The sequence below is a fragment of the Variovorax sp. UC122_21 genome (genome assembly GCF_044056785.1).
Classification (GTDB): domain Bacteria; phylum Pseudomonadota; class Gammaproteobacteria; order Burkholderiales; family Burkholderiaceae_C; genus Variovorax.
In genome coordinates, this window is record NZ_CP172004.1 from 2,706,857 (window position 1) to 2,728,110 (window position 21,254).

A 21,254-nucleotide genomic window follows, 5' to 3' on the forward strand; every position below is an offset into this window, starting at 1 on the left:
CCGCGCCGCAAGGTGGATTTCGACGGCGCGCGGCAAGTGGGTCAAAATGGCGGTCTGCGCCGGCCTCTGCCGGCGCCTTCGCTTTCTCTCTTCAGACAACGATCTCGCGCACGTGACCTCTAATTCTTCCAAGCCACACGACCTTCAGGCCCTCGATTCGCTGACCGGCGGCGCCTTCACCGCGCCGACCTCGGGCGAGCGTGCCTCGCGCATCCGCGACTGGCTCGCGAGCAACCCGGCACCCGAGCAGATGCAGGAAGTCTTCAAGGAGTTGAGCGGGCGCGACAAGGGTGCCGCCCGCCTGCTGCGCGAGAAACTCGACGAGCTCAAGCGCGCCAAGGGCCAGGAGGCCATCGCCGCCGAATGGGCCCAGAAGGCCGAGGGGCTGCTGGGCCAGTCCAAGCTCAACATCGCCGACGCGCTCGCCTGGCAGCGCGATGCCGCCAAGGCCGGCGCGCCGCTGTCGCGCGAGCCGCTGGCCGGCCTCAAGGCACGGCTGGCCGAGCGCATCAAGGGCATCGAGGACCTGCAGCACCGCGCCCCAGGTCCACCGCGAGGCCGCCGTGCTGCTGGCGCAGCGCTTCGAGGTGCTGTCGACCAAGGGCTGGAAGGATGCGCAGGTCGCCGAGGAATCCCTGCGCACCGACGTGACGCACTGGCAGCAGCAGGCCGCGGACATCGCCGCCGACGCCAACTGGACCAGCCTCGACGCCAAGTTCGCCCCGCAGCTCGAAGCCTCGAAGGCACAGCTGCTCGTGGTGTCCGATGCCTTCCACAGCGCGCTGGCGCAGGCCATTGCCGCCGCGGCCGACGCCGCCGCGCCGCTGCCGCCGGTGCCCGTCTGGGCCGATGAACTGCGCGCCGCGCGCGGCGAGGCCGTCGCGCCCAAGGCCGCGGCACCCGCGCGCCCGCCGGCACCCAAGGTCGATCCCGCGGTGCGTGCCGCCGCGCAGGACGCCGTGCAGGCCGCGCTGGCCAAGCTCGAACAGGAAACCGCCGAGGGCCACGGCAAGGCCAGCGCCGGCGCCGCCGCCGCGCTGCGCGCGGTGCTGAAGGAACACGGCAAGCTGGTCGAGGCCCCGCTCGAGGCGCGCGTGCATGCCGCGCTGGTGGCGGCCGGCGAACTCGAAGGCTGGCAGCGCTGGAGCGCCGACAAGGTGCGCGAGGACCTCGTGGCCAAGGCCGAAGGCCTGCTCAAGCGCCCGAGGGTCAGGCCCTGGGCGGCCGCAAGATGCAGGAAACCCTGCGCGCGCTGCGGGACCAGTGGAAGCAGGCCGACCAGGGCGGCGTGCCGAACCACGCGCTGTGGAAGCGTTTCGACGAGGCCTGCAACGAGGCCCACAAGGTGGTCGAGGCCTGGCTCGAGAAGGTGCGTGCCGACGCGGCCGAGCACCGCGCGCTGCGCGTGGCCCTGATCGAGGAGGTCAAGGCCTGGGCCGCCGAACATGCGGGCGCCACCGACCTGAAGGCGCACAACCGCGCGCTGCACCAGTTCGCCGACCGCTGGCGCGATGCCGGCCACGTGGGCGAGAAGGTGTTCGCCGAGCTGCAGCCGCAATGGAACGAAGCCTTCGGCGCCGCCCGCGCGCCGTTCGAGACCGCGCAGAAGGCCAGCATCGAACGCCGCCAGGCCATGATCGGCGAAGCCACGGAACTGGGCGCCCAGCCCGTGCTGCGCATCGACGCCGTCAAGGCGCTGCAGCAGCGCTGGCAGGCCGAGGCGCAGGGCGTGCCGCTCGACCGTCGTCAGGAACAGAAGCTCTGGGACGCCTTCCGCGCGCCCATCGACGAAGCCTTCAACCGCAAGTCGGCCGAGCGCGAGAAGGCCTCGGCCGCGATGAGCGACCGCGACCGCCACGTGCTCAACGCCTCGAAGGCGCTCGACGCGGCCAATGCCAGCGGCGACGCGCAGAAGATCCGCGCCGCCATCGCCCAGCTCGAAGCCGCGCTGCGCGGCGAGGTGCCGCCCCCGGCGCCCGCGCCGGCCCCGCAGCGCACCGCATCGGGCGACGGCCCGGCGGTCGGCGCGACCGAGGTGGCCGGGCCCGACCAGGCCGCCGCCGAATTCGGCGAGAGCGCCGAGCAGGCGCCGTCGCCCAGCGATGCCGAGGCTTCGCCCGCGGCCGTGCCGGCCCATGAATCCGCACCGGCCGCCGACCTCGTGGCACCGGCCGACGGTGCCGACGCCTCGGCGCGCGCCGACAGCGAAGCGCACGATGCCGGCGAAGCCGCCGCTGCCGAACCTCCGGCGCCGGCCGCGCCGCCCAAGCCCGCGCCCCGTCCGGTGGTGGCCGTGCGCGGCGACGATCGTCCCGGCAACCGCAAGTCCGAACCCGCGGCACCCGCGACGCGTGGCGGCGGCCGCTTCGGCGACCGGCGCGGACCTGGCGGTCCCGGCGGCCCTGGCCGTCCGGGCGGCGACCGTGGCGGTCCGCGCCCCGATGGCCGTGGCGATCGCGGTGGCGACCGTGGCGCACCGGGCGGCCGCTTCGGCGACTACCCGCCGCGCGAAGACCGCGGTCCGCGTCTGGGCGACACCGCCTTCCGCGCCCAGCGCGAGGCGCTCGAGCGTGCCGACATGGCGCTGCGCAAGCTGGCGGCCCAGGCCCACGGCGAAGCGCTGACCCAGGTGCTCGGCGCCTGGGAGCAGCGCGATGCCGCGCGCCTGCCGAGCGTGCAGGAACTCGGCCGCGCGGTCACGCCCGCGGTGCGTAGCAGCTGGTCGCAGGCGATCGGCGCTTCGCCGGCCGCACGTGCCGACGAGGCCGCCGAGGCGCTGCTGCGTCTCGAGATGGCCGCCGAGGTGCCGACGCCCGCCGAGCAGCTCGAAGCGCGCCGCGCGCTGCAGCTCAAGCTGCTGACCAAGCGTGGCGATCCGGCCCCGGCCCAGACCTGGGGCCAGGACGCGGGCAAGGTGCTGGCCGCGGCGCACGACGCGAACAGCGCGCGGCGCCTGCAGAACGCGCTGAATGCGCTGCTGCGCAAGTAAGCGGCCGAAGCGCCGCCGCGGGCCCGGGCGCCCGTGGCGAGCCCGGCATTCCTCGGGCCGCTTCGTGCGGCCCTTCCTTTTTCCGACTTCCGACGATCGCCGCATGGCCTCCACTCCTGACGCATCCCCCGTACTGATCGCCGGCGGCGGCATCGGCGGCCTTTCGCTCGCGCTGACCCTGCACCAGCTCGGCGTGCCCTGCCGCGTGTTCGAGGCGGTGCCCGCGCTGCAGCCGCTGGGCGTGGGCATCAACCTGCAGCCCAACGCGGTGCGCGAGCTTCACGAGCTCGGCATCGGCAACGACGTGCTCGACCGCATCGGCATCCAGGCGCGCGAATGGGCGCTGGTCGGGCGCAACGGCAACGAGGTCTATGCCGAGCCGCGCGGGTTGCGCGCGGGCTACCGCTGGCCGCAGTACTCGGTGCATCGCGGCGAGTTGCAGATGCTGCTGTATCGCACGGTGCTCGAGCGGCTCGGGCCGGAGGCCATCGAGCTCGGCCAGCGGGTCGCGGGCTATCGCAATGGCACGCATGGCGTCACCGCGCTGGTCGAGTCGCGCGACGGCCAGCGCAGCGAGGTCGAGGGCCGCCTGCTGATCGCGGCCGACGGCCTGCATTCGGCCGCGCGCGCGCAGATGCATCCGCGGCAGCCGCCGATCCAGTGGGGCGGCGCCATCATGTGGCGTGGCACCACGCCGGGCGTGCCGGTGCGCAGCGGCGCGTCCTTCGTCGGCGTCGGCTCGCTGCGGCACCGCGTGGTGCTCTATCCGATCTCGCCGCCCGATCCCGCCACGGGCCTGGCCACCATCAACTGGATCGCCGAGATCACGGTCGACAACGCCGAGGGCTGGACCCAGGGCGACTGGAACCGGCGCGTCGAGTTGAAGGACTTCGCCCACCACTTCGATGGCTGGGACTTCGGCTGGCTCGACGTGCCCTCGATGCTGCGCGGCGCGAAGGAGGTCTTCGAATACCCGATGATCGACCGCGACCCGGTGCCGACCTGGGTCGACGGCCATGTCGCGCTGCTCGGCGATGCCGCGCACGTGATGTACCCGGTGGGTTCCAACGGCGCGAGCCAGGCCATCGTCGATGCGCGCGTGCTCGGCGCCTCCATGCTTTCGCACGGCGTGACGCCGGCAGCGCTGCGCGCCTACGACGAGCGCCTGTGCGCCGACATCTCGGCGCTGGTGCTGCGCAACCGCGGCGCCGGTCCGTTCGGCCTGCTGGGCCTGGTCGACGAGCGCTGCGGCGGCGTGTTCGACGACATCGAGCAGGTCATTCCGGCCGCGGAGCGTGAGGCCTACATGGCGCGCTACAAGGCCGCGGCCGGCTTCGCGATCGAGACCCTCAACGCGGCACCGTCGACGATCGCGCCGGGCGCGCGGGTCGCCCTCTAGCCTCGACTCGGCGGCGGGCCGAAGAAGCGGTCGAACAGCTCGAGCACGCCCGGAAAGTCGCGCCCGAAGTTCGCGCGGTTCACGAAGTAGGCCTCGCAGGCCACCGCGAAGAATTCGCCGATCGAGGTCGCGCCATAGTCGTCGAGCCAGGGCGGCTCGGCGCCGAAGCGCTCGGCCATGATGGTCTGCTCGCGGAAGGCCTCGTAGGCGGGCTGCAGCGCGCCGAGCCAGGCCGCGCGGGCCTCGCGCGCATTGCGGCTGCCCGCGAAGCCCGGCGGCAGCGGCGGGCAGCCGTCGGCGTCGCCGCCGCGCATGTCGATCTTGTGGGCGAACTCGTGGATCACCACGTTGTAGCCGCCCTCGCTGGTGACGCCGCTGGCCAGCACGTCCTGCCAGCTCAGCATCACCGGGCCGTGGTCCATGGCCTCGCCGGCCACCACTTCCTCGTACTCGTGCACCACCGAGGCCTCGTCGACCACCTTGCGCTGGGCGACCACCTCGGAGGGATGCACCACGATGCCGACGAAATCGTCGTACCAGGCCAGGCCGCCGCGCAGGTGCAGCACCGGCAGCACCGCCTGCGCCGCGATCGCGAGCGCGACCTCGTCGGTGATGACGAAGCCCTGGGCGCCATGGAACTGCTTGTCGCGCAGGAACTGCGCCGTGAGCGCGCGCAGCCGCTCGACGTCGGCGGCCGGGCGCTCGGCCAGGAAGGCATAGCGCGCGAGCGTGGCCTGCCAGGCGGCTTCGGGAATCGGGGGCAGGGCGCGCGGATGGCGCAGGCGGCGCAGCCAGTCGAGCATCGCGTCGGCGGCCCTCAACGCAGATCGACGCGCTGGGCGCCCGCCGGAGACAGGCACAGCAGCTGTGCGCGCGGCGGATGCGCGGCGGCATCCCAGTCGCTGAGCACGAGGCGGCGCAGGCCGTCGCCGAGGTCGTGCTCGGCGGGGCGGTGCGTGTGGCCGTGGACCAGCGTGCGTGCGTTGGCGCGCGCGAGCCAGTCGCGCGCCGCATCGGCATCGACGTCGGCCCAGACCACCGAGGGATCGCGCTTGCGGTCCTCGCTCTGCACGCGCATCGCACGTGCCAGGGCACGGCGCTCGGCGAGCGGGCGCGCGAGAAAGGCCGACTGCCATTCGGGCGTGCGCACCTGGGCGCGAAAGCGCAGGTAGTCGGTGTCGTCCAGGCACAGTGCGTCGCCATGGCTCAGCAGCCAGCGTTCGCCGTGCAGCACCAGCACCGTGGGATCGTCGAGCAGCGTGAGGCCACTTTGGGCGGCGAGCGCGGCGCCGACGAGGAAGTCGCGGTTGCCGTGCATGAAGAACACCGGCAGCCGCGCGGCCGTGTGGCGCAGCAGCTCGGCGCACTGCGCCTCGAAGCCCGGTTCGCCGGCCGCGTCGTCGCCGACCCAGACCTCGAACAGGTCGCCGAGGATCACCAGCGCATCGGCCGGCGTGGTCTCGAGATAGCCGCGCCAGGCCTCGAAGGTGGCGGGCTCGCCGGTCTGCAGGTGCAGGTCGGAGATCAGGTCGACGGTGCGCCAGGAGGCGGGCGCCACCAGTTCCGCGAAGACCGCGGGTGCAGTGGCTGCCGTGCTCATGCCGCCGTCGGCCCTGTCGTCATTCGCCGACGACGACGGCCTTCTCGATCACGACGTCCTCGAGCGGCACGTCGTCATGGAAGCCCTTGCGGCCGGTCTTCACGGCCTTGATCTTGTCGACCACCTCGGTGCCCTTGACGACCTTGCCGAACACGGCGTAGCCCCAGCCCTGGGCCGAAGGCGCGGTGTGGTTGAGGAAGCCGTTGTCGGCCACGTTGATGAAGAACTGGGCGGTGGCCGAGTGCGGCGCGCTGGTGCGGGCCATGGCGACGGTGTAGACCTCGTTCTTGAGGCCGTTGTTGGCCTCGTTCTCGATCTCGGCGCCGGTGGGCTTCTGCTTCATGCCGGGCTCGAAGCCGCCGCCTTGCACCATGAAGCCGGGGATCACGCGGTGGAACACCGTGTTGTCGTAGTGGCCCTTCTTCACGTACTCGATGAAGTTGGCGGCCGACTTCGGCGCCTTCGCGGCGTCGAGTTCGAGCGTGATGACGCCGAGGTTCTGGATATGCAGGTCGACTTGGGGATTGCTCATGCTGATGCTCCTTGAAAGGGGGTGGATGCCTGGCGGGGCCGGCTTACTTCGCCAGGGTGGCGGACTGGATCACGACGGGCGTGACCGGCACGTTCTGCATGCCGTTCTTGTTGCCGGTGGCGACGCCGCGGATCTTGTCGACCACGTCGGTGCCCGCCACCACCTTGCCGAACACCGTGTAGCCGTAGCCATCGGGGTTGGGGGCGTTGAGCGAGTCGTTGTTCTTCACGTTGATGAAGAACTGCGAGGTGGCCGAGTTCGGGTTGCCGGTGCGCGCCATGGCGATCGTGTACTTGTCGTTCTTCAGGCCGTTGCTCGCCTCGAGCGGGATCGGCGCGCGCGTGGGCTTCTGCTGCAGGTCGGCCGTGAAGCCGCCGCCCTGGATCATGAAGCCGTCGATCACGCGGTGGAACACGGTGCCGTCGTAGTGCTTGTCCTTGACGTACTGCAGGAAGTTCTCGACCGTCTTCGGCGCCTTGGCCGCATCGAGCTCGACCACGATGTCGCCGGCGGAGGTCGCGAGCTTCACGCGCTGCTGCGCCTGCGCATGGCCCGCGGCGGCGAAGGCGAGGGTGGCCGCGAACACGAGGGCGCCGCGGCGGCTGAAACGGGAGAGGGCTTGGATCGTCAAGGAAGAGCTCCGTGTCCGGGGGATGAAAAGGGTGGAAGGCCGGCCGTGAGAGCGCGAGCCTGCTGCAAACGTTCCGGCGTGCGTGCGCGCGATCGGCGACCGGCTTGCGCCGCCTACTTGCTGGTGCGGCCCACCGGCTTGCGCACCACGGGCGCGGCCCCGGGCAGCGCGGCCGCGTCGGCCTCGCTCTTCGGCGTGAAGATCTGGCGGATCAGTTCGAGCTTGGGCGCCACGCTCGTGCTGGTGGTCGCGAAGCGCTGCGCCTTGGTGTAGGACTGGGCCGCGAGGCGCGCATACACGTCGCCGAGGTTCTCCTCGGCCGTGGCGTAGTTGGGGTTGAGCTTGAGCGCGGTCTCGAGAGCGTCGCGCGCCTTGTCGAACTGGCTCTGCGAGGCATAGAGCGCGGCGAGGTTGTTGTAGGGCTCGGGCAGCTCGGGGAAGTCCTGCGTGAGCTGGGTGAAGGTCTTGACGGCCTCGTCCTTCTTGCCCTGCTCGGTGAGGATCACGCCGCGCAGGAAGCGCATCTGCGGATCGCGCGGCTTGCCGGCGATGTAGGTGTCGGCCTTGGCCAGCGCCTCGTTCGACTTGCCCTGGCGCAGCAGCTGGTTGACGTCGTCGTAGTCGTTGGCCTGGGCCGCGGAGGCCCACAGGCCGAACAGCAGCGCGATGGCGATCGAGAGTCTGGAAAACACGGCGTTCTTCATGAAGCCTCTGCAAAGGTGCGGCACGAATGCTGCGGAATGGGGGGCGGGGTGGAGCCGGGTCGGGAGCAAGCCTTGCGCTGCGCAAGGGCTCGAAAACACCCGGAAGAAGACTCGGCGACAGCCGTTTATACTGCCCGGCATTGTAGCCGAGGGGCCCTGTCCAGCCGCCTCGTCGCCACAGCCCCATCACCCCTGAAAACACCGTCGTTCGCCCGCATCGCACGAGCGCGACACGACGCTTTCCGAATCTCATGAGTCTGCGCATCTACAACACGCTTTCGCGTGAACTGGAGGAGTTCTCCCCTTTGCGGCCCGGTCAGGTGCGCATGTACGTCTGCGGCATGACGGTCTACGACTTCTGCCACCTGGGCCATGCGCGCTCGATGATCGCCTTCGACGTGGTGCAGCGCTGGCTCAAGACCAGCGGCTTCGCCGTGACCTACGTGCGCAACATCACCGACATCGACGACAAGATCATCCGCCGCGCGGTCGAGAACGGCGAGAGCATCCGCTCGCTGACCGACCGCATGATCGACGCGCTGCACGAGGACGCCGATGCGCTCGGCATCGAGCGCCCCACGCACGAGCCGCGCGCCACCGAGTTCATTCCGCAGATGCTCGCGATGATCGGCACGCTCGAGCAGAAGGGCCTGGCCTACCGCGCGCCCAACGGCGACGTGAACTATGCGGTGCGCAAGTTCCCCGGCTACGGCAAGCTCAGCGGCAAGTCGCTCGACGAGCTGCATGCGGGCGAGCGCGTGGCTGTGCTCGACGGCAAGGACGATCCGCTCGACCCGGTGCTCTGGAAGAGCGCCAAGCCCAGCGAGCCCGACGAGGTGAAGTGGGCCAGCGAGTTCGGACCCGGCCGCCCGGGCTGGCACATCGAATGCTCGGCCATGGCCTGCGACCTGCTGGGGGAGCGCTTCGACATCCATGGCGGCGGCGCCGACCTGCAGTTTCCGCACCACGAGAACGAGATCGCGCAATCCGAGGGCGCGACCGGCCAGGCGCCGTTCGCGCGCACCTGGATGCACAACGGCTTCATCAACGTCGACGACGAGAAGATGTCCAAGAGCCTGGGCAACTTTTTCCTGATCCGCGACGTGCTCGAGAAGTACGACGCCGAGACCATCCGCTTCTTCGTCGCGCGCACGCACTACCGCAGCCCGCTCAACTACAGCAACGTGCATCTCGACGATGCGCGCAACTCGCTCAAGCGTCTCTACACCGCGCTCGACGCGGTGGCACCGGCGAGCGTGGCGATCGACTGGACGCAGCCGGACGCGGCACGCTTCAAGGCCGCGATGGACGAGGACTTCGGCACGCCCGAGGCGATCGCCGTGCTGTTCGAACTCGCGGGCGAGGTCAACCGCACGCGTTCGGCCGAGATCGCGGGCCTGCTCAAGGCGCTGGGCGGCGTGCTCGGCCTGCTGCAGGACAGTCCACAGGCTTTCCTGCAGGCGGGCAGCGCGCTCGACGACGCGGCCATCCAGGTGCTGATCGCACAGCGTGCCGATGCCAAGGCCGCGAAGAATTTCGCCGAGGCCGACCGCATCCGGAAGGAGCTGCTCGACCAGGGCATCGTCCTGAAGGATTCGCCGACCGGCACCACCTGGGCCGTCGCCCAGTGAACGGAACGACCAATCCCATGCCCACCCTGCCCAAGACGAGCGTCGAGATCATCACGCCGGACTATTGGGAGGAGGCCTGCAGGCACCTGGCCAAGAAGGACCGCGTGATGAAGCGGTTGATCCCGAAGTTCGGCGACGCCTGCCTCGAGTCGCATGGCGATGCCTTCGTCACGCTGGCGCGCAGCATCGTCGGGCAGCAGATCTCGGTGAAGGCCGCGCAGTCGGTCTGGGACCGCTTCGCCGCGCTGCCGCGCAAGCTCACGCCGCGCAACGTGCTCAAGCTCAAGGTCGACGACATGCGCGCGGCCGGGCTGTCGGTGCGCAAGATCGACTACCTGGTCGACCTGGCGCTGCACTTCGATTCGGGCAAGGTGCACGTCGACGCCTGGAACGACATGGCCGACGAGCAGATCATCGAGGAGCTCGTGGCCATCCGCGGCATCGGCCGCTGGACCGCCGAGATGTTCCTGATCTTCCACCTGATGCGGCCCAACGTGCTGCCCGTGGACGACCTGGGGCTGCTCAACGGCATCAGCGTCAACTATTTTTCGGGTGATCCGGTCAGCCGCAGCGATGCCCGCGACGTGGCCGTGGCCTGGGCCCCGTATTGCAGCGTGGCGACTTGGTATATTTGGCGCTCTCTCGACCCGGCGCCGGTCGTCGCATACTGAAAAACAGGAGAAGACGTTGGCGAAACGAACCTTCCTAGACTTCGAGCAACCCATCGCGGAACTCGAAACCAAGATCGAAGAATTGCGCTATGTGCAGACCGAATCCGCGGTCGACATCTCCGAAGAAATCGATCAGCTCGGCAAAAAGAGCCAGCAACTCACCAAGGACATCTACAGCGACCTGACGCCCTGGCAGATCACCAAGATCGCGCGGCATCCGGAACGTCCCTACACGCTCGACTACGTCAACGAGATCTTCACCGACTTCGTCGAACTGCATGGCGACCGCCATTTCTCCGACGATCTCTCGATCGTCGGCGGCCTCGCGCGCTTCAACGGCACGCCTTGCATCGTGCTCGGCCACCAGAAGGGCCGCGACACCAAGGAGCGCACCGCGCGCAACTTCGGCATGAGCAAGCCCGAGGGCTACCGCAAGGCGCTGCGCCTCATGAAGACGGCCGAGAAGTTCAAGCTGCCGGTCTTCACCTTCGTCGACACGCCCGGTGCCTATCCCGGCATCGACGCCGAGGAGCGCGGCCAGTCCGAGGCCATCGGCCGCAACATCTTCGAGATGGCGCAGCTCGAGGTGCCGATCATCGTGACCATCATCGGCGAGGGCGGCTCCGGCGGCGCGCTGGCGATCTCGGTCGGCGACCAGGTGCTGATGCTGCAGTACTCCGTGTATTCGGTGATCAGCCCCGAAGGCTGCGCATCGATCCTCTGGAAGACCAGCGAGAAGGCGCAGGAAGCCGCCGACGCGCTCGGCATCACCGCGCACCGTCTCAAGGCCCTGGGCCTGGTCGACAAGATCGTGAGCGAGCCGGTCGGTGGCTCGCACCGCGACCATCGCCAGATGGCCGCGTTCCTCAAGCGCGCGCTCAACGATGCATTCCGCCAGGTCAGCGACCTGAAGCCGCGCGAACTGCTCGACCGCCGCTACGAGCGCCTGCAAAGCTACGGCCGCTTCACCGACACCAAGGCCGACGCCGGCCGCTGAGCCGGCCGCGGCACCGCCATGACCGCCGCCTTCGAACGGGCCATGGCCGCGTTCGAGCCGGCGCATCTGCCGCTGGCCGTGGGCTTCAGCGGCGGCGCCGATTCCACCGCACTGCTGGCGGCCTGCGCCGAGCGCTGGCCGGGTCAGGTGCGGGGCTTGCACGTGCATCACGGCCTGCAGTCTGCCGCTGACGATTTCGAACGGCATTGCCTCGCGGTCTGCGAGCGGCTCGGCGTGCCCTTGAGCGTGCGGCGCGTCGATGCGCGCCATGCGGCCGGCGACAGCCCCGAGGATGCGGCGCGGCGCGCGCGCTACGAGGCTCTGGCCGCGATGGCGAGCGAGGAGGGCGTGCGCGCCATCGCGCTGGGCCATCACGCCGACGACCAGGTCGAGACCCTGCTGCTGGCGCTGTCGCGTGGCGCGGGGTTGCCGGGTCTTTCGGCCATGCCCGCGCATGCGCTGCGCGGCGGCATCGACCTCCATCGGCCCTTGCTCGCGGTGCCGGGCAGCGAAATCCGTGAGTGGCTCGCGGCCACCGGACTGCCCTGGATCGAGGACCCGACCAACACCGACGCGCGCTTCACGCGCAACCGCATCCGCGCCGTGCTGCTGCCTGCGCTGGCCGAGGCTTTCCCGCAGTTCCGCGGCACCTTCGCGCGCAGTGCCGGCCATGCGGCGCAGGCGCAGCAACTGCTCGACGAGGTCGCGGCGCAGGACTTCGAGGCCGCCGGCGAGCCGCCGCGGATCGCCGCGCTGCAGGCGCTGTCGCGCGCACGCCAGGCCAATCTGCTGCGCCACTGGCTCGTGCGCACGCATGGCCGCGCACCGAGCGCGGCGCAGCTCGACCAGCTGCTCGACCAGGTCCGCGCCTGCACCACGCGCGGCCACCGGATTCACCTCAAGGTGGCCGACGGTTTCGCCGAACGCAGGGGGGATCGGCTGCATTGGTACAATGCCCCGCCCTCGCCAGCAGCCTCGCGCTGACAGCCTGCGGGGCGCCGCCTTCGCCGCATGCGCCGCATATGGTTGAAGCGCGGGATTTTTCTTCTCTCAGAATTCACCCATGGCATTGATCGTTCACAAATACGGCGGCACGTCGATGGGCTCGACCGAGCGCATCCGCAATGTCGCCAAGCGCGTCGCCAAGTGGGCGCGCGCCGGCCACCAGATGATCGTGGTCCCGAGTGCCATGAGCGGCGAAACCAATCGCCTGCTCGGCCTGGCGAAAGAGCTCGCACCCAGCAAACCGGCCGAGGCGCACAACCGCGAACTCGACATGCTCGCCTCCACCGGCGAGCAGGCCTCGTCGGCGCTGCTGGCGATCGCGCTGCAGTCCGAGGGCGTGGAGGCCGTGAGCTATGCGGGCTGGCAGGTGTCGGTGCGCACCGACAGCTCCTACACCAAGGCCCGCATCGAGAGCATCGACGACGCCCGCGTGCGCGCCGACCTCGCGGTCGGCCGCGTGGTCGTCATCACCGGCTTCCAGGGCGTGGACGATGCCGGCAACATCACGACGCTGGGCCGTGGTGGCAGCGACACCTCGGCGGTGGCGATCGCGGCCGCGATGAAGGCCAACGAGTGCCTGATCTACACCGACGTCGACGGCGTCTACACCACCGACCCGCGCGTCGAGCCCGATGCGCGCCGCCTCTCGACCGTGAGCTTCGAGGAGATGCTCGAGATGGCGAGCCTGGGCTCCAAGGTGCTGCAGATCCGCTCGGTGGAATTCGCCGGCAAGTACAAGGTGCCGCTGCGCGTGCTGTCCAGCTTCACGCCCTGGGACATCGACATCAATGAAGAGGCCAAGTCCGGCACGCTGATCACTTTCGAGGAAGACGAAAACATGGAACAAGCCGTCGTATCCGGCATCGCTTTCAACCGCGACGAAGCCAAGATCTCGGTGCTCGGCGTGCCCGACAAGCCGGGCATCGCGTATCACATCCTCGGTGCGGTGGCCGACGCCAACATCGAAGTCGACGTGATCATCCAGAACCTCAGCAAGGACGGCAAGACCGACTTCAGCTTCACGGTGCACCGCAACGAGTACGCGCGCACCGTCGACCTGCTGCAGGCCAAGGTCATGCCCTCGCTGGGCGCGACCGAGATCGTCGGCGACACCAAGATCTGCAAGGTCAGCATCGTGGGCATCGGCATGCGCAGCCACGTGGGCGTCGCGAGCAAGATGTTCCGCGTGCTGAGCGAAGAGGGCATCAACATCCAGATGATTTCGACCAGCGAGATCAAGACCTCGGTCGTGATCGACGAAAAATATATGGAGTTGGCGGTGCGCGCGTTGCACAAAGCCTTCGATCTGGACCAACCGGCCGCCTGAGTGATGGCATAATCTCGGCTTCTTTCAGGAACTGTGACCGAGTGGCCGAAGGTGCTCCCCTGCTAAGGGAGTATGGGGTGTAGAGCCTCATCGAGGGTTCGAATCCCTCCGGTTCCGCCAAGACCCGTGCCGAAGACGAAAGTCCAAGGACGGAAAAGCCCAGAAGCATCGCTGCTTCTGGGCTTTTTTCTTGGCCGCTCGAAATGCGCTCTGGTGGCGCTTCCTTCTTTTCGTTTCTTCGCGGCCCGACAGCAATGCGGTGGCTTCGCGCCGCCGCGCGATCGCTTCGCCTACTGGCCGGACGCCAGGGCCTGCGGCGCAGGCATGGCGGGCACGCCCACCGGCATCGTGTCCACCAGCCGCACTTCCAGCGGATCGCAGGGTGCGCCGTTCTGGCGGCCGTCGAAGCGCACGCGGATGTGCGAATGGGTCGCGCCGGTGATGGTGCCCAGGCGTCCGTCGCAGAACACGCGGCTGCCGCGCTGGAACTGCAGGCCGAAACGATCGTTGATCTCCTTGAAGCTCATCCGTACCTCCTGTTGTCGATGGGCTGGAGCGATGGTCGAGTGCTTTAACAAACGTTGCCGTCAGTTACCTGATGTCTTTGGCTGTAGGCCGAGTCGCGCGCGTGACGAAGGTCAAAACCTTAGCGCCAGGGAGCCAAGCCTTGTGAACTGAGCGTGCTTGAAAGCCGTGGACGTCGGGTCCATGCGCTTCAAACCGTGAACTGTGAATCCCCAAGCGTGTGTTATTCACAAACCGTCGGCGCAAAACCTAAGCTGATTCTTCTCTGCCATGCAGGGAGGAATTAACTTACGTAACTCGTCACATAAAAAAGGAACAGGGAGTGACAAACACATTGCAGGACAGCTTCGCCTGTCGCGTCAGCATGCCCATCGCCACGGCCGAGGAGCGGAGTTTTCGCTATGTCCCGGCGGTCGCCGTCTTCCGGCGGATTCCCCCGGAGACGCTCGACACCTGGCTGATGCCCAACGGAAAGGCCCGCGGCGACCGCGAGCTCGCGAGCGAGGTGCTGATCGAGGTCAGGCATGCGGGCGACGACAGCGGCGCCGCGCCGCAGCGCTTCGACCTGTCGGAGGTGCTCGAGGTCGGGCGGGCCGCTTCGCTGTTCGTCTCGACCTTCCTCTCGAGCCTGCCGCGGCCCTGAGCCGAGGCGCCGGCACCGCGCCGGCAGGCGGATGGAGCGAATTCCCCCCGAATTGCTATCAAAACCTTTACGTTTTCGCGTGGTAATCGTGACTTTGTTCCGGCGGGAATGTTAACTTTTGTTGTCGATTTGAGGCCTGCGTCCTAAGATTGGGCGCACATGCACGCCCCATCCCTCGTTCTCGAACTGCCGGATCACTGGACCGGCGCTTTCGAACCCACGGTGAACGCCGACGGCTCCTGCGCCGGAGTGGCCGAGATATTCCTGGACGGCGTCCCGCGCTGCGCCCTGGTGATTGCCGACCAGCCGACCTGGGACATCGCCTTCCAGCGCGCCCAGTCCAAGGCCGTCCAGTTCGTGCGCGCCTGGAACTGCAGCGCCGACTGAGCCCGGCCCGGTCCCGGCGCCGCGGCGCTCAGCAGGTCACGCCGCCATCGATGACCAGGCTCTGCCCGGTCATGAAGGCCCCCGCGCGCGAAGCCAGGAACACCGCCGCGCCCGCGATCTCGTCGGGGTCGCCGATGCGCCGCAGCGGCGTGCTCTCGGTGCGACGGCGCAGGTTCTCGGGGTCTTCCCAGAGCGCACGCGCGAAATCGGTCTTGATCAGGCCCGGCGCGATGCAGTTCACGCGCACGTTGTGCGGCCCGTACTCCACCGCGAGGTTGCGCGCGAGCTGGAAGTCGGCCGCCTTCGAGACGTTGTAGGCGCCGATCACCGGCGAGCCGCGCAGGCCGCCGATCGAGGAGACGATGATGATCGAGCCCTCCTTGCGCTCGATCATCTGCGGCACCGCGAAGTTGATCAGCCAGTGGTTGGCGATCACGTTGTTCTCGAGGATCTTGCGGAACTGGTCGTCCTCGATGCCGGCCAGCGGGCCGTAGTAGGGGTTCGAGGCGGCATTGCACACCACGATGTCGACGCGCCCGAGCTGGCGCGTGGTCTCCTCGACCAGATGGCGCAGCTCTTCCTTCGACGAGATGTTGGCCGGGATCGAGATCGCCGCGCCCGCGCCGTGCGCGGCGTTGATGGCGTCGCGCACCTCGGCGCAGGGCTCGGGCTTGCGCGACGAGATCACGACCTTGGCGCCGTGCTCGGCCAGGCGCTCGGCGATGGCGCGGCCGATGCCGCGCGAGGAACCGGTGACGATGGCCACCTTGCCGGCCAGCGAGAACAAGGACATGGTGTGTTGTCTCCTCGAAATGGTCAGTCCGCGTAGCGCCCGTACTCCATGCGCGCGATGGAGCGGTTGTGCACCTCGTCGGGTCCGTCGGCCAGCCGCATCGTGCGCATGCTGGCGTACTGCTTGGCCAGGCCGAAGTCGGTGGTGACGCCGGCCGCGCCATGGGCCTGGATCGCCATGTCGATGATGCGCAGCGCGGTGCGCGGCGCCGCCACCTTGATCATCGCGATCTCGAGCCGCGCCACCTTGTTGCCCACGCGGTCCATCAGGTCGGCGGCCTTGAGGCACAAGAGGCGCGTCATCTCGATGTCGATGCGGGCCTCGGCCACGCGCTGCTCCCACACCGACTGGTCGGCGATGCGCTTGCCGAAGGCGGTGCGCGACTGCAGCCGGCGCACCATCTTCTCGAGCGCCACCTCGGCGCCGCCGATCGAGCGCATGCAGTGGTGGATGCGCCCGGGCCCGAGCCGGCCCTGCGCGATCTCGAAGCCGCGGCCCTCGCCGAGCAGCAGGTTCGAGACCGGCACGCGCACGTCGCGGAATACCACCTCGGCATGGCCGTGCGGTGCGTCGTCGAAGCCGAACACCGGCAGCATGCGCACGATCTCGATGCCGGGTGTGTGGAGCGGCACCAGGATCTGCGACTGCTGCGAATGGCGCGGCGCCTCGGGGTCGGTCTTGCCCATCACGATGGCGATCTCGCAGCGCGGATCGCCCACGCCCGAGGACCACCACTTGCGGCCGTTGATCACGTAGTGGTCGCCGTCGCGGCGGATCGAGGTCTCGATGTTGGTGGCGTCGGACGAGGCGACGTCGGGCTCGGTCATCAGGAAGGCCGAGCGGATCCGGCCTTCGAGCAGCGGCTGCAGCCAGCGCTTCTTGTGCTCGTCGCTGCCGTAGCGGATCAGCACTTCCATGTTGCCGGTGTCGGGCGCCGAGCAGTTGAAGACCTCGGAGGCGAAGCCGACCTTGCCCATCTCCTCGGCGCAGACGGCGTACTCGAGGTTGGTGAGGCCGGCGCCCTTGTAGGGGCTGTCGGAGGGCACCGAATCGAGCGGCAGGAACAGGTTCCACAGCCCGGCCTCGCGCGCCTTGGCCTTGAGCTCCTCCACGATCGGCACGACCTGCCAGCGGTTCTCGCCGAAGCCCTGCATCTGCGCCATGTAGGTGGGCACGGCGGGGTAGACGTGCGCCTTCATGAACGCGATCACGCGATCGCGCCAGTGCACTTGCTTGTCGGACAGGGTGAAGTCCATGACGGTCTCCTTTTTCTTCGTTCGTCGGATCCGGCGCGAGCCGGGCCCGGCGACGATAGCAAGGGCGCCGTTCCAATACAAACCGCCGATTCCAAAATGGTGGAACCTAGGCGACTCGCATGGGAAGTGCCCATGAACGCGCGAATACCTGATCTTCGATTGCTGCTCGGTATCATCGCGGCCCACCGTCCTTTCCGCCGCCGAAGAAGCTTGCCCCCATGACCGCCGTCACCGCCCGCGAGCCGCAGACCGCGCGTTTCCAGGAAAAGCGCGATGCCATCCTCAACGCGGCCGCGGCGCAGTTCAACGCACAGGGCGTCAAGGGCGCGACCCTGGCCGGCATCGCGGCCAGCGTGGGCCTGGTGACCAACAGCGTCACCTACTACTACCGAAAGAAGGAGGACTTGGCCACCGCCTGCTTCCTGCGCGCCATCGTGCTGTTCGACGGCATCGCGGAGGCCGCGGCGCGCGAGGCCACGGTGGAGGCGCGCGTGCGTGCCTTCCTCGCGGGCCATGCCGCGCTGCTGGCGGCCGTGGCGCTCGGCGAGCATCCGCCGGTGGTGGCCTTCAGCGACGTGCGCGCGCTGCCGAGCCCGCAGCTCGAGACCGTGCACATCGCCTACACCGGCATGTTCCGCCGCGTGCGCGGGCTGTTCAAGGACGAGGCCACCGCGCTCTGGCCGCGCGAGGTGCGCAATGCCCGCACCCACCTGCTGCTGTCGCTGGTCCACTGGCTGCCGGCCTGGTTCGGCCGCTACGAGGCGGCGCAGTACCCGCGCATGGCCGCGCGCGTGGCCGACATCGTGCTCCACGGGCTCGGCGCGCCGGCGGCGCGATGGGAGGCGGTCGCGCTGTCCGATGAGGCGGTGCTGCATGGGCCCACCGACAACGCCGCGATGGATGCCTTCCTGCGCGCGGCCACCGCGCTGCTCAACGAGCAGGGCTACCGCGGCGCCTCGGTCGACAAGATCTCGGCGCGGCTCCATGTCACCAAGGGCTCGTTCTATCACCACAACGACAACAAGCTGGACCTGATCTCGGCCTGCTTCGAGCGCACTTTCGAGGTCATCCGCCGCGCCTTCGAACTCGCCGAGGACACTGGCGGCAGCGGCTGGCAGCGCGCGGGCCTGGCGGCGCGCATGCTGGTGCGCTTCCAGCGCTCGGCCGAGGGCCCGCTGCTGCGCCTGTCGTCGACCAGCGCGCTGCCCGAGGCGGCCGACCGCGCGCGCGTGCACACGACGCTGCAGCAGCGCATCGAGCGCCTGGCGGCGATGCTGGTCGACGGCCTGGTCGACGGATCGGTGCGGCCGCTCGATGCGGCGCTCGCGGCGCAGCTGCTGGTCGGCGCGATCAACGGCGCGGCCGAGCTGCACCGCTGGGTGCCCGATGCGAGCGAGGCCTCGGTGGTCGAGTTCTACCTGCGGCCGGCCTTCATGGGCTTGCTCGGCGAGGCGTCCGCTGCCGCCTGACGGCGTTCACATGCGTGCGCGATGCGCCTCGTAGCCGGGCTCGAGCTCGACGTCCATCGACTGCAGGAAGCGGCTCACGCAGACATAGAAGCTCGCGGTCAGCACCAGCTCGACCACGGCCGCGTCGTCGAAGCCGCGCGCCTTGAGCTGCGCCACGGTGGCCGCCGAGGCCGCGGGCCCGCGCGTGACCTCCTCGGCGAGCTGCAGCACCGCGCGTTCGTCGGCATCGAAGAGATCGCTGTCGCGCCAGTGCGCGAGCGCGTCGATCTGCGCCTCGCTCACGCCGGCCTCGGTGGCCATCGGCAGGTGATGCGCCCATTCGTAGGCGGTGCCCGAGAGCTGCGCGCCGCGCAGGATCATCAGCTCGCGCAGCAGCCGCGGCGTCTTCGCATCCAGGCGCAGCGGCCACGCGAAGTCGAGCCAGCCGCGGAACAGCGCGGGCGCGGTGCCCAGCACGCGGTAGAGATGGGGCAGGTGGAAGTCCGGGCCGCGCGCCGCGCGCACGCGCTCGAACAGCGCCGCGGCGGCGGGATCCTCGGGATGCTCGGGCAGCAGGGGTACGCGGGCATGGGTCGGGGTCCTCGGTCGGTGGATGTCAGGCGGCGCGGGTGTCGGGCCGCAGGCCGGGCGAGGGCGCGTTGCCGGCCGTGGCGCCCGCGTCGACCGGCAGGATCACGCCCGTGACCCAGCGCGCCTCGTCGCTCGCGAGGTAGGCCACGGCTTGGCCCACGTCCCAGCCCGAGCCCTCGGTCTGCAGCAGCGAACGCTTGCGGCGCTGCTCGCGCACCTCGGGCGTCATGCGGCCCGCGACCATCGGCGTGTAGACCATGCCGGGCGCCACGCAGTTGACGCGGATGCCCTCGACGCCGTGGTGCGCGGCCATGGCACGGGTCATGTTGACCACCGCGCCCTTCGAGGTCGGATAGAGCAGCGCCGGCGTGCCGCCGATCAGGCCCGCGACCGAGGCGATGTTGACGATGGCGCCGCGGCCCAGCTTGCGCATCTCGGGGATCGCGTACTTCGCCATCAGCATCATCGACGTGACGTTGACGCGCAGCGCGTGGTCCCATTCATCCAGGTCGAGATCGACCGCATTGCCGGCCGGCCCGCCGATGCCGACGTTGTTGACCAGGATGTCGACGCGGCCCCAGGCCTCGACCGCCCGGGCCACGGCCTGGCGGCATTGCGCGGCGTCCGACACGTCGCAGGCCAGCGCGAGCGCGCTGCCGCCCTCGGCCGCGATCATGCGTTCGGTCTCGCGCGCGCAGTCGAGTTGCGCATCGAGCAGCAGCACGCGCGCGCCGCGGCGCGCGAGCAGCAGGGCGGCGGCGCGGCCGTTGCCGATCTCGGCGCTGCGCGAGCCGGCGCCGGTCACGATCGCGACGCGGCCCTCGAGGCTGCTGCTGGCGGCTTCGGCATGGGGTGTGGGGGCGGTGGAGAGGTTCACGGTGCGGGCGCGGGGCCGGGGACGAGGGAGGGAATGTCCCGCAGCTTAAGTCCCGAGGCCGACACCGGCAAACGGTGTTTCTCCCAGGGTGAATCGTTTCATCGAAAGGTGTAGGGCGACCGCGGGCATGGTCGGGGCGGAGTCAGCCCGCGCGCCTGCGCGGCTTCGGTGCGGCCTGCGCGGGCACCGGCCCGCACGAGCCGCGCGGCACGAACCGCGTGGGCGCGAGCACATGGCGCGGCGGCGCATCGGGCGCGTCGCGCATGCGCTCGAGCAGCATCCGCACGCCATCCTCGGCCGCGCGGTCGAGGTCCACCGCCACGCTGCCGACCGGCGGGCGGTGGCTGCGCGCGAAGTCGGGCTCGCCCAGGGTGACCAGCGAGATGTCCCGCGGGATGCGCAGGCCCTGCGCGGCGATGGCGTGGAGCACGTCGGCCAGCACGCTGGTGCCGAGCGTGACCAGCGCGGTGGGGCGCACCGCGCCTTCGAGCAGTTGCGTGACGGCATCGAAGGCGGGGCTGGTGGAGGTGGGCAGCCGCACGATGTGCTCGGGCCGCGCCGCCAGGCCGACGGCCTCGAGCCCGGCCTCGAAGCCCTCGATGCGGCGGCGCATCGGCCGGTTCTGCATGCCGGCCACCACCAGGCCCATCTCGCGATGGCCCAGGCCCGCGAGGTGCCGCACGGCCTCCTTCATGCCGCGCGGATGGTCGAACAGCAGCTGGTCCTGCGCCACGTCCATGTCGCGGTCGAGGATCACGGCCGGGATGCCGAGCTTCTCGACCGCCTCGAGCACCGCCGGATCGCGCTCGTTGCCCGGCGCGATGATCACGCCGTCCATGCGGCGGCCCTGGAACATCGCGAGGATCTCGAGCTCCCACTGCGGATCGTTGAGGCTGTTGGCCAGCAGCACCATGTAGCCGGCCTCGCGCAGCTTGGCCTCGAAGGTGCGGTAGAGCTTGGCGTAGAGCGGATTGGCGACGTCGGTGAACATGCAGCCCACCGTGCGCGAGCTGCGCGCGCGCAGCGCCTGCGCCGCATGGTTGAGCCGCCAGTCGAGTTCGCGCATCGCACGCTCGACGCGCTCGCGCAGCGCGGGGCTCACGTTCTGGGCCTTGTTGATCACGCGCGAGACGCTGCCCAGCGACACGCCGGCAAGCGTGGCCACGTCCTTGATGCTCGCCTTGCCGGCCTTGGGGTTCATGCGCAGTGCGGTGCTCGTGACCGAAAGCGCGAGATTCTAGGGGGCGG

20 protein-coding genes, 1 tRNA gene and 1 pseudogene are annotated in these 21,254 nt (G+C 69.7%); 11 read left to right on the forward strand and 11 right to left on the reverse strand.

The window, feature by feature from the left end; translation table 11 throughout:
• The first annotated feature begins 46 nt into the window (after positions 1-46).
• Together ACHMXE_RS25070 and ACHMXE_RS25075 are read left to right on the forward strand one after the other, a co-directional pair.
• Positions 47-2,989, forward strand: a pseudogene (locus ACHMXE_RS25070) (DUF349 domain-containing protein).
• A gap of 103 nt (positions 2,990-3,092) precedes the next feature.
• A complete protein-coding gene (locus ACHMXE_RS25075; RefSeq protein ID WP_395352014.1) occupies positions 3,093-4,388 on the forward strand; it encodes a flavin-dependent oxidoreductase in 1,296 nt (431 codons plus the stop codon).
• Here ACHMXE_RS25075 and ACHMXE_RS25080 read toward each other — a convergent pair.
• The 5 genes from ACHMXE_RS25080 to ACHMXE_RS25100 form a co-directional block, all read right to left on the reverse strand.
• The gene (locus ACHMXE_RS25080; RefSeq protein WP_395352806.1) at positions 4,385-5,191 is read right to left on the reverse strand and encodes a zinc-dependent peptidase; all 807 of its coding nucleotides are present in this window, start codon (positions 5,189-5,191) and stop codon (positions 4,385-4,387) included. The two genes, ACHMXE_RS25075 and ACHMXE_RS25080, sit on opposite strands and share 4 nt — an antisense overlap.
• Before the next feature lie 14 nt (positions 5,192-5,205).
• Positions 5,206-5,988, reverse strand: coding sequence for a UDP-2,3-diacylglucosamine diphosphatase (locus ACHMXE_RS25085; protein ID WP_395352016.1), 783 nt, complete (start codon positions 5,986-5,988; stop codon positions 5,206-5,208).
• Positions 5,989-6,007: 19 nt separating this feature from the next.
• Positions 6,008-6,520, reverse strand: a complete 513-nt coding sequence (locus tag ACHMXE_RS25090; protein ID WP_203201404.1) for a peptidylprolyl isomerase — start codon at positions 6,518-6,520, stop codon at positions 6,008-6,010.
• Between the two features lie 43 nt (positions 6,521-6,563).
• Positions 6,564-7,151 carry a peptidylprolyl isomerase gene (locus ACHMXE_RS25095; protein ID WP_082321896.1) on the reverse strand — a complete coding sequence of 196 codons (588 nt, stop codon included), beginning with the start codon at positions 7,149-7,151 and terminating at the stop codon, positions 6,564-6,566.
• A 113-nt stretch (positions 7,152-7,264) separates the two neighbouring features.
• Positions 7,265-7,855: a tetratricopeptide repeat protein gene (locus ACHMXE_RS25100; RefSeq protein ID WP_203201403.1), complete on the reverse strand. Its 591-nt coding sequence runs from the start codon at positions 7,853-7,855 to the stop codon at positions 7,265-7,267.
• A gap of 251 nt (positions 7,856-8,106) precedes the next feature.
• On the opposite strand from ACHMXE_RS25100, the gene cysS reads away from it, so the two are divergent.
• The 6 genes from cysS (at position 8,107) to ACHMXE_RS25130 (ending at position 13,606) form a co-directional block, all read left to right on the forward strand.
• The gene (cysS, locus tag ACHMXE_RS25105) at positions 8,107-9,486 is read left to right on the forward strand and encodes a cysteine--tRNA ligase (protein WP_395352019.1); all 1,380 of its coding nucleotides are present in this window, start codon (positions 8,107-8,109) and stop codon (positions 9,484-9,486) included.
• A 17-nt stretch (positions 9,487-9,503) separates the two neighbouring features.
• Positions 9,504-10,157, forward strand: a complete 654-nt coding sequence (locus ACHMXE_RS25110; protein WP_209545184.1) for a DNA-3-methyladenine glycosylase 2 family protein — start codon at positions 9,504-9,506, stop codon at positions 10,155-10,157.
• Positions 10,158-10,173: 16 nt separating this feature from the next.
• Positions 10,174-11,154 carry an acetyl-CoA carboxylase carboxyltransferase subunit alpha gene (locus ACHMXE_RS25115; RefSeq protein ID WP_395352022.1) on the forward strand — a complete coding sequence of 327 codons (981 nt, stop codon included), beginning with the start codon at positions 10,174-10,176 and terminating at the stop codon, positions 11,152-11,154.
• Between the two features lie 18 nt (positions 11,155-11,172).
• Positions 11,173-12,138 carry a tRNA lysidine(34) synthetase TilS gene (gene tilS, locus ACHMXE_RS25120; protein ID WP_395352024.1) on the forward strand — a complete coding sequence of 322 codons (966 nt, stop codon included), beginning with the start codon at positions 11,173-11,175 and terminating at the stop codon, positions 12,136-12,138.
• Positions 12,139-12,217: 79 nt separating this feature from the next.
• Complete coding sequence (locus ACHMXE_RS25125; protein WP_203201398.1) at positions 12,218-13,486, forward strand: aspartate kinase; 1,269 nt, start codon at positions 12,218-12,220, stop codon at positions 13,484-13,486.
• A gap of 27 nt (positions 13,487-13,513) precedes the next feature.
• A tRNA-Ser gene (locus ACHMXE_RS25130) sits at positions 13,514-13,606 on the forward strand.
• Positions 13,607-13,776: 170 nt separating this feature from the next.
• Here the strand turns inward: ACHMXE_RS25130 and ACHMXE_RS25135 are convergent.
• Complete coding sequence (locus tag ACHMXE_RS25135; RefSeq protein ID WP_203201336.1) at positions 13,777-14,013, reverse strand: hypothetical protein; 237 nt, start codon at positions 14,011-14,013, stop codon at positions 13,777-13,779.
• A 320-nt stretch (positions 14,014-14,333) separates the two neighbouring features.
• Between ACHMXE_RS25135 and ACHMXE_RS25140 the strand changes: the two genes are divergently transcribed.
• Complete coding sequence (locus tag ACHMXE_RS25140; RefSeq protein WP_281080666.1) at positions 14,334-14,654, forward strand: hypothetical protein; 321 nt, start codon at positions 14,334-14,336, stop codon at positions 14,652-14,654.
• 159 nt (positions 14,655-14,813) lie between these two features.
• Positions 14,814-15,041 (forward strand): hypothetical protein, encoded by a 228-nt coding sequence (locus ACHMXE_RS25145; RefSeq protein ID WP_203201335.1) that lies wholly within the window; start codon positions 14,814-14,816, stop codon positions 15,039-15,041.
• Positions 15,042-15,069: 28 nt separating this feature from the next.
• Here ACHMXE_RS25145 and ACHMXE_RS25150 read toward each other — a convergent pair whose 3' ends face one another.
• Both ACHMXE_RS25150 and ACHMXE_RS25155 read right to left on the reverse strand, forming a co-directional pair.
• Positions 15,070-15,834, reverse strand: coding sequence for an SDR family NAD(P)-dependent oxidoreductase (locus ACHMXE_RS25150; RefSeq protein WP_203201334.1), 765 nt, complete (start codon positions 15,832-15,834; stop codon positions 15,070-15,072).
• Positions 15,835-15,857: 23 nt separating this feature from the next.
• Entirely contained in the window at positions 15,858-17,090 is a 1,233-nt protein-coding gene (locus tag ACHMXE_RS25155) for an acyl-CoA dehydrogenase family protein (RefSeq protein ID WP_395352028.1), read from the reverse strand.
• Positions 17,091-17,308: 218 nt separating this feature from the next.
• Here ACHMXE_RS25155 and ACHMXE_RS25160 point away from each other — a divergent pair, with 218 nt between their 5' ends.
• Positions 17,309-18,559 (forward strand): TetR/AcrR family transcriptional regulator, encoded by a 1,251-nt coding sequence (locus ACHMXE_RS25160; RefSeq protein WP_395352030.1) that lies wholly within the window; start codon positions 17,309-17,311, stop codon positions 18,557-18,559.
• Positions 18,560-18,565: 6 nt separating this feature from the next.
• On the opposite strand, the gene ACHMXE_RS25165 is transcribed toward ACHMXE_RS25160, so the two are convergent.
• The 3 genes from ACHMXE_RS25165 to ACHMXE_RS25175 all read right to left on the reverse strand — a co-directional run bounded on the left by ACHMXE_RS25165 (position 18,566) and on the right by ACHMXE_RS25175 (position 21,207).
• Positions 18,566-19,063 carry a carboxymuconolactone decarboxylase family protein gene (locus ACHMXE_RS25165; protein WP_395352032.1) on the reverse strand — a complete coding sequence of 166 codons (498 nt, stop codon included), beginning with the start codon at positions 19,061-19,063 and terminating at the stop codon, positions 18,566-18,568.
• A gap of 91 nt (positions 19,064-19,154) precedes the next feature.
• Positions 19,155-20,006: an SDR family NAD(P)-dependent oxidoreductase gene (locus ACHMXE_RS25170; RefSeq protein ID WP_395352034.1), complete on the reverse strand. Its 852-nt coding sequence runs from the start codon at positions 20,004-20,006 to the stop codon at positions 19,155-19,157.
• 142 nt (positions 20,007-20,148) lie between these two features.
• On the reverse strand, positions 20,149-21,207 hold the full coding sequence (locus tag ACHMXE_RS25175) for a substrate-binding domain-containing protein (RefSeq protein ID WP_395352036.1): 1,059 nt from the start codon (positions 21,205-21,207) through the stop codon (positions 20,149-20,151).
• Positions 21,208-21,254: the final 47 nt, after the last annotated feature.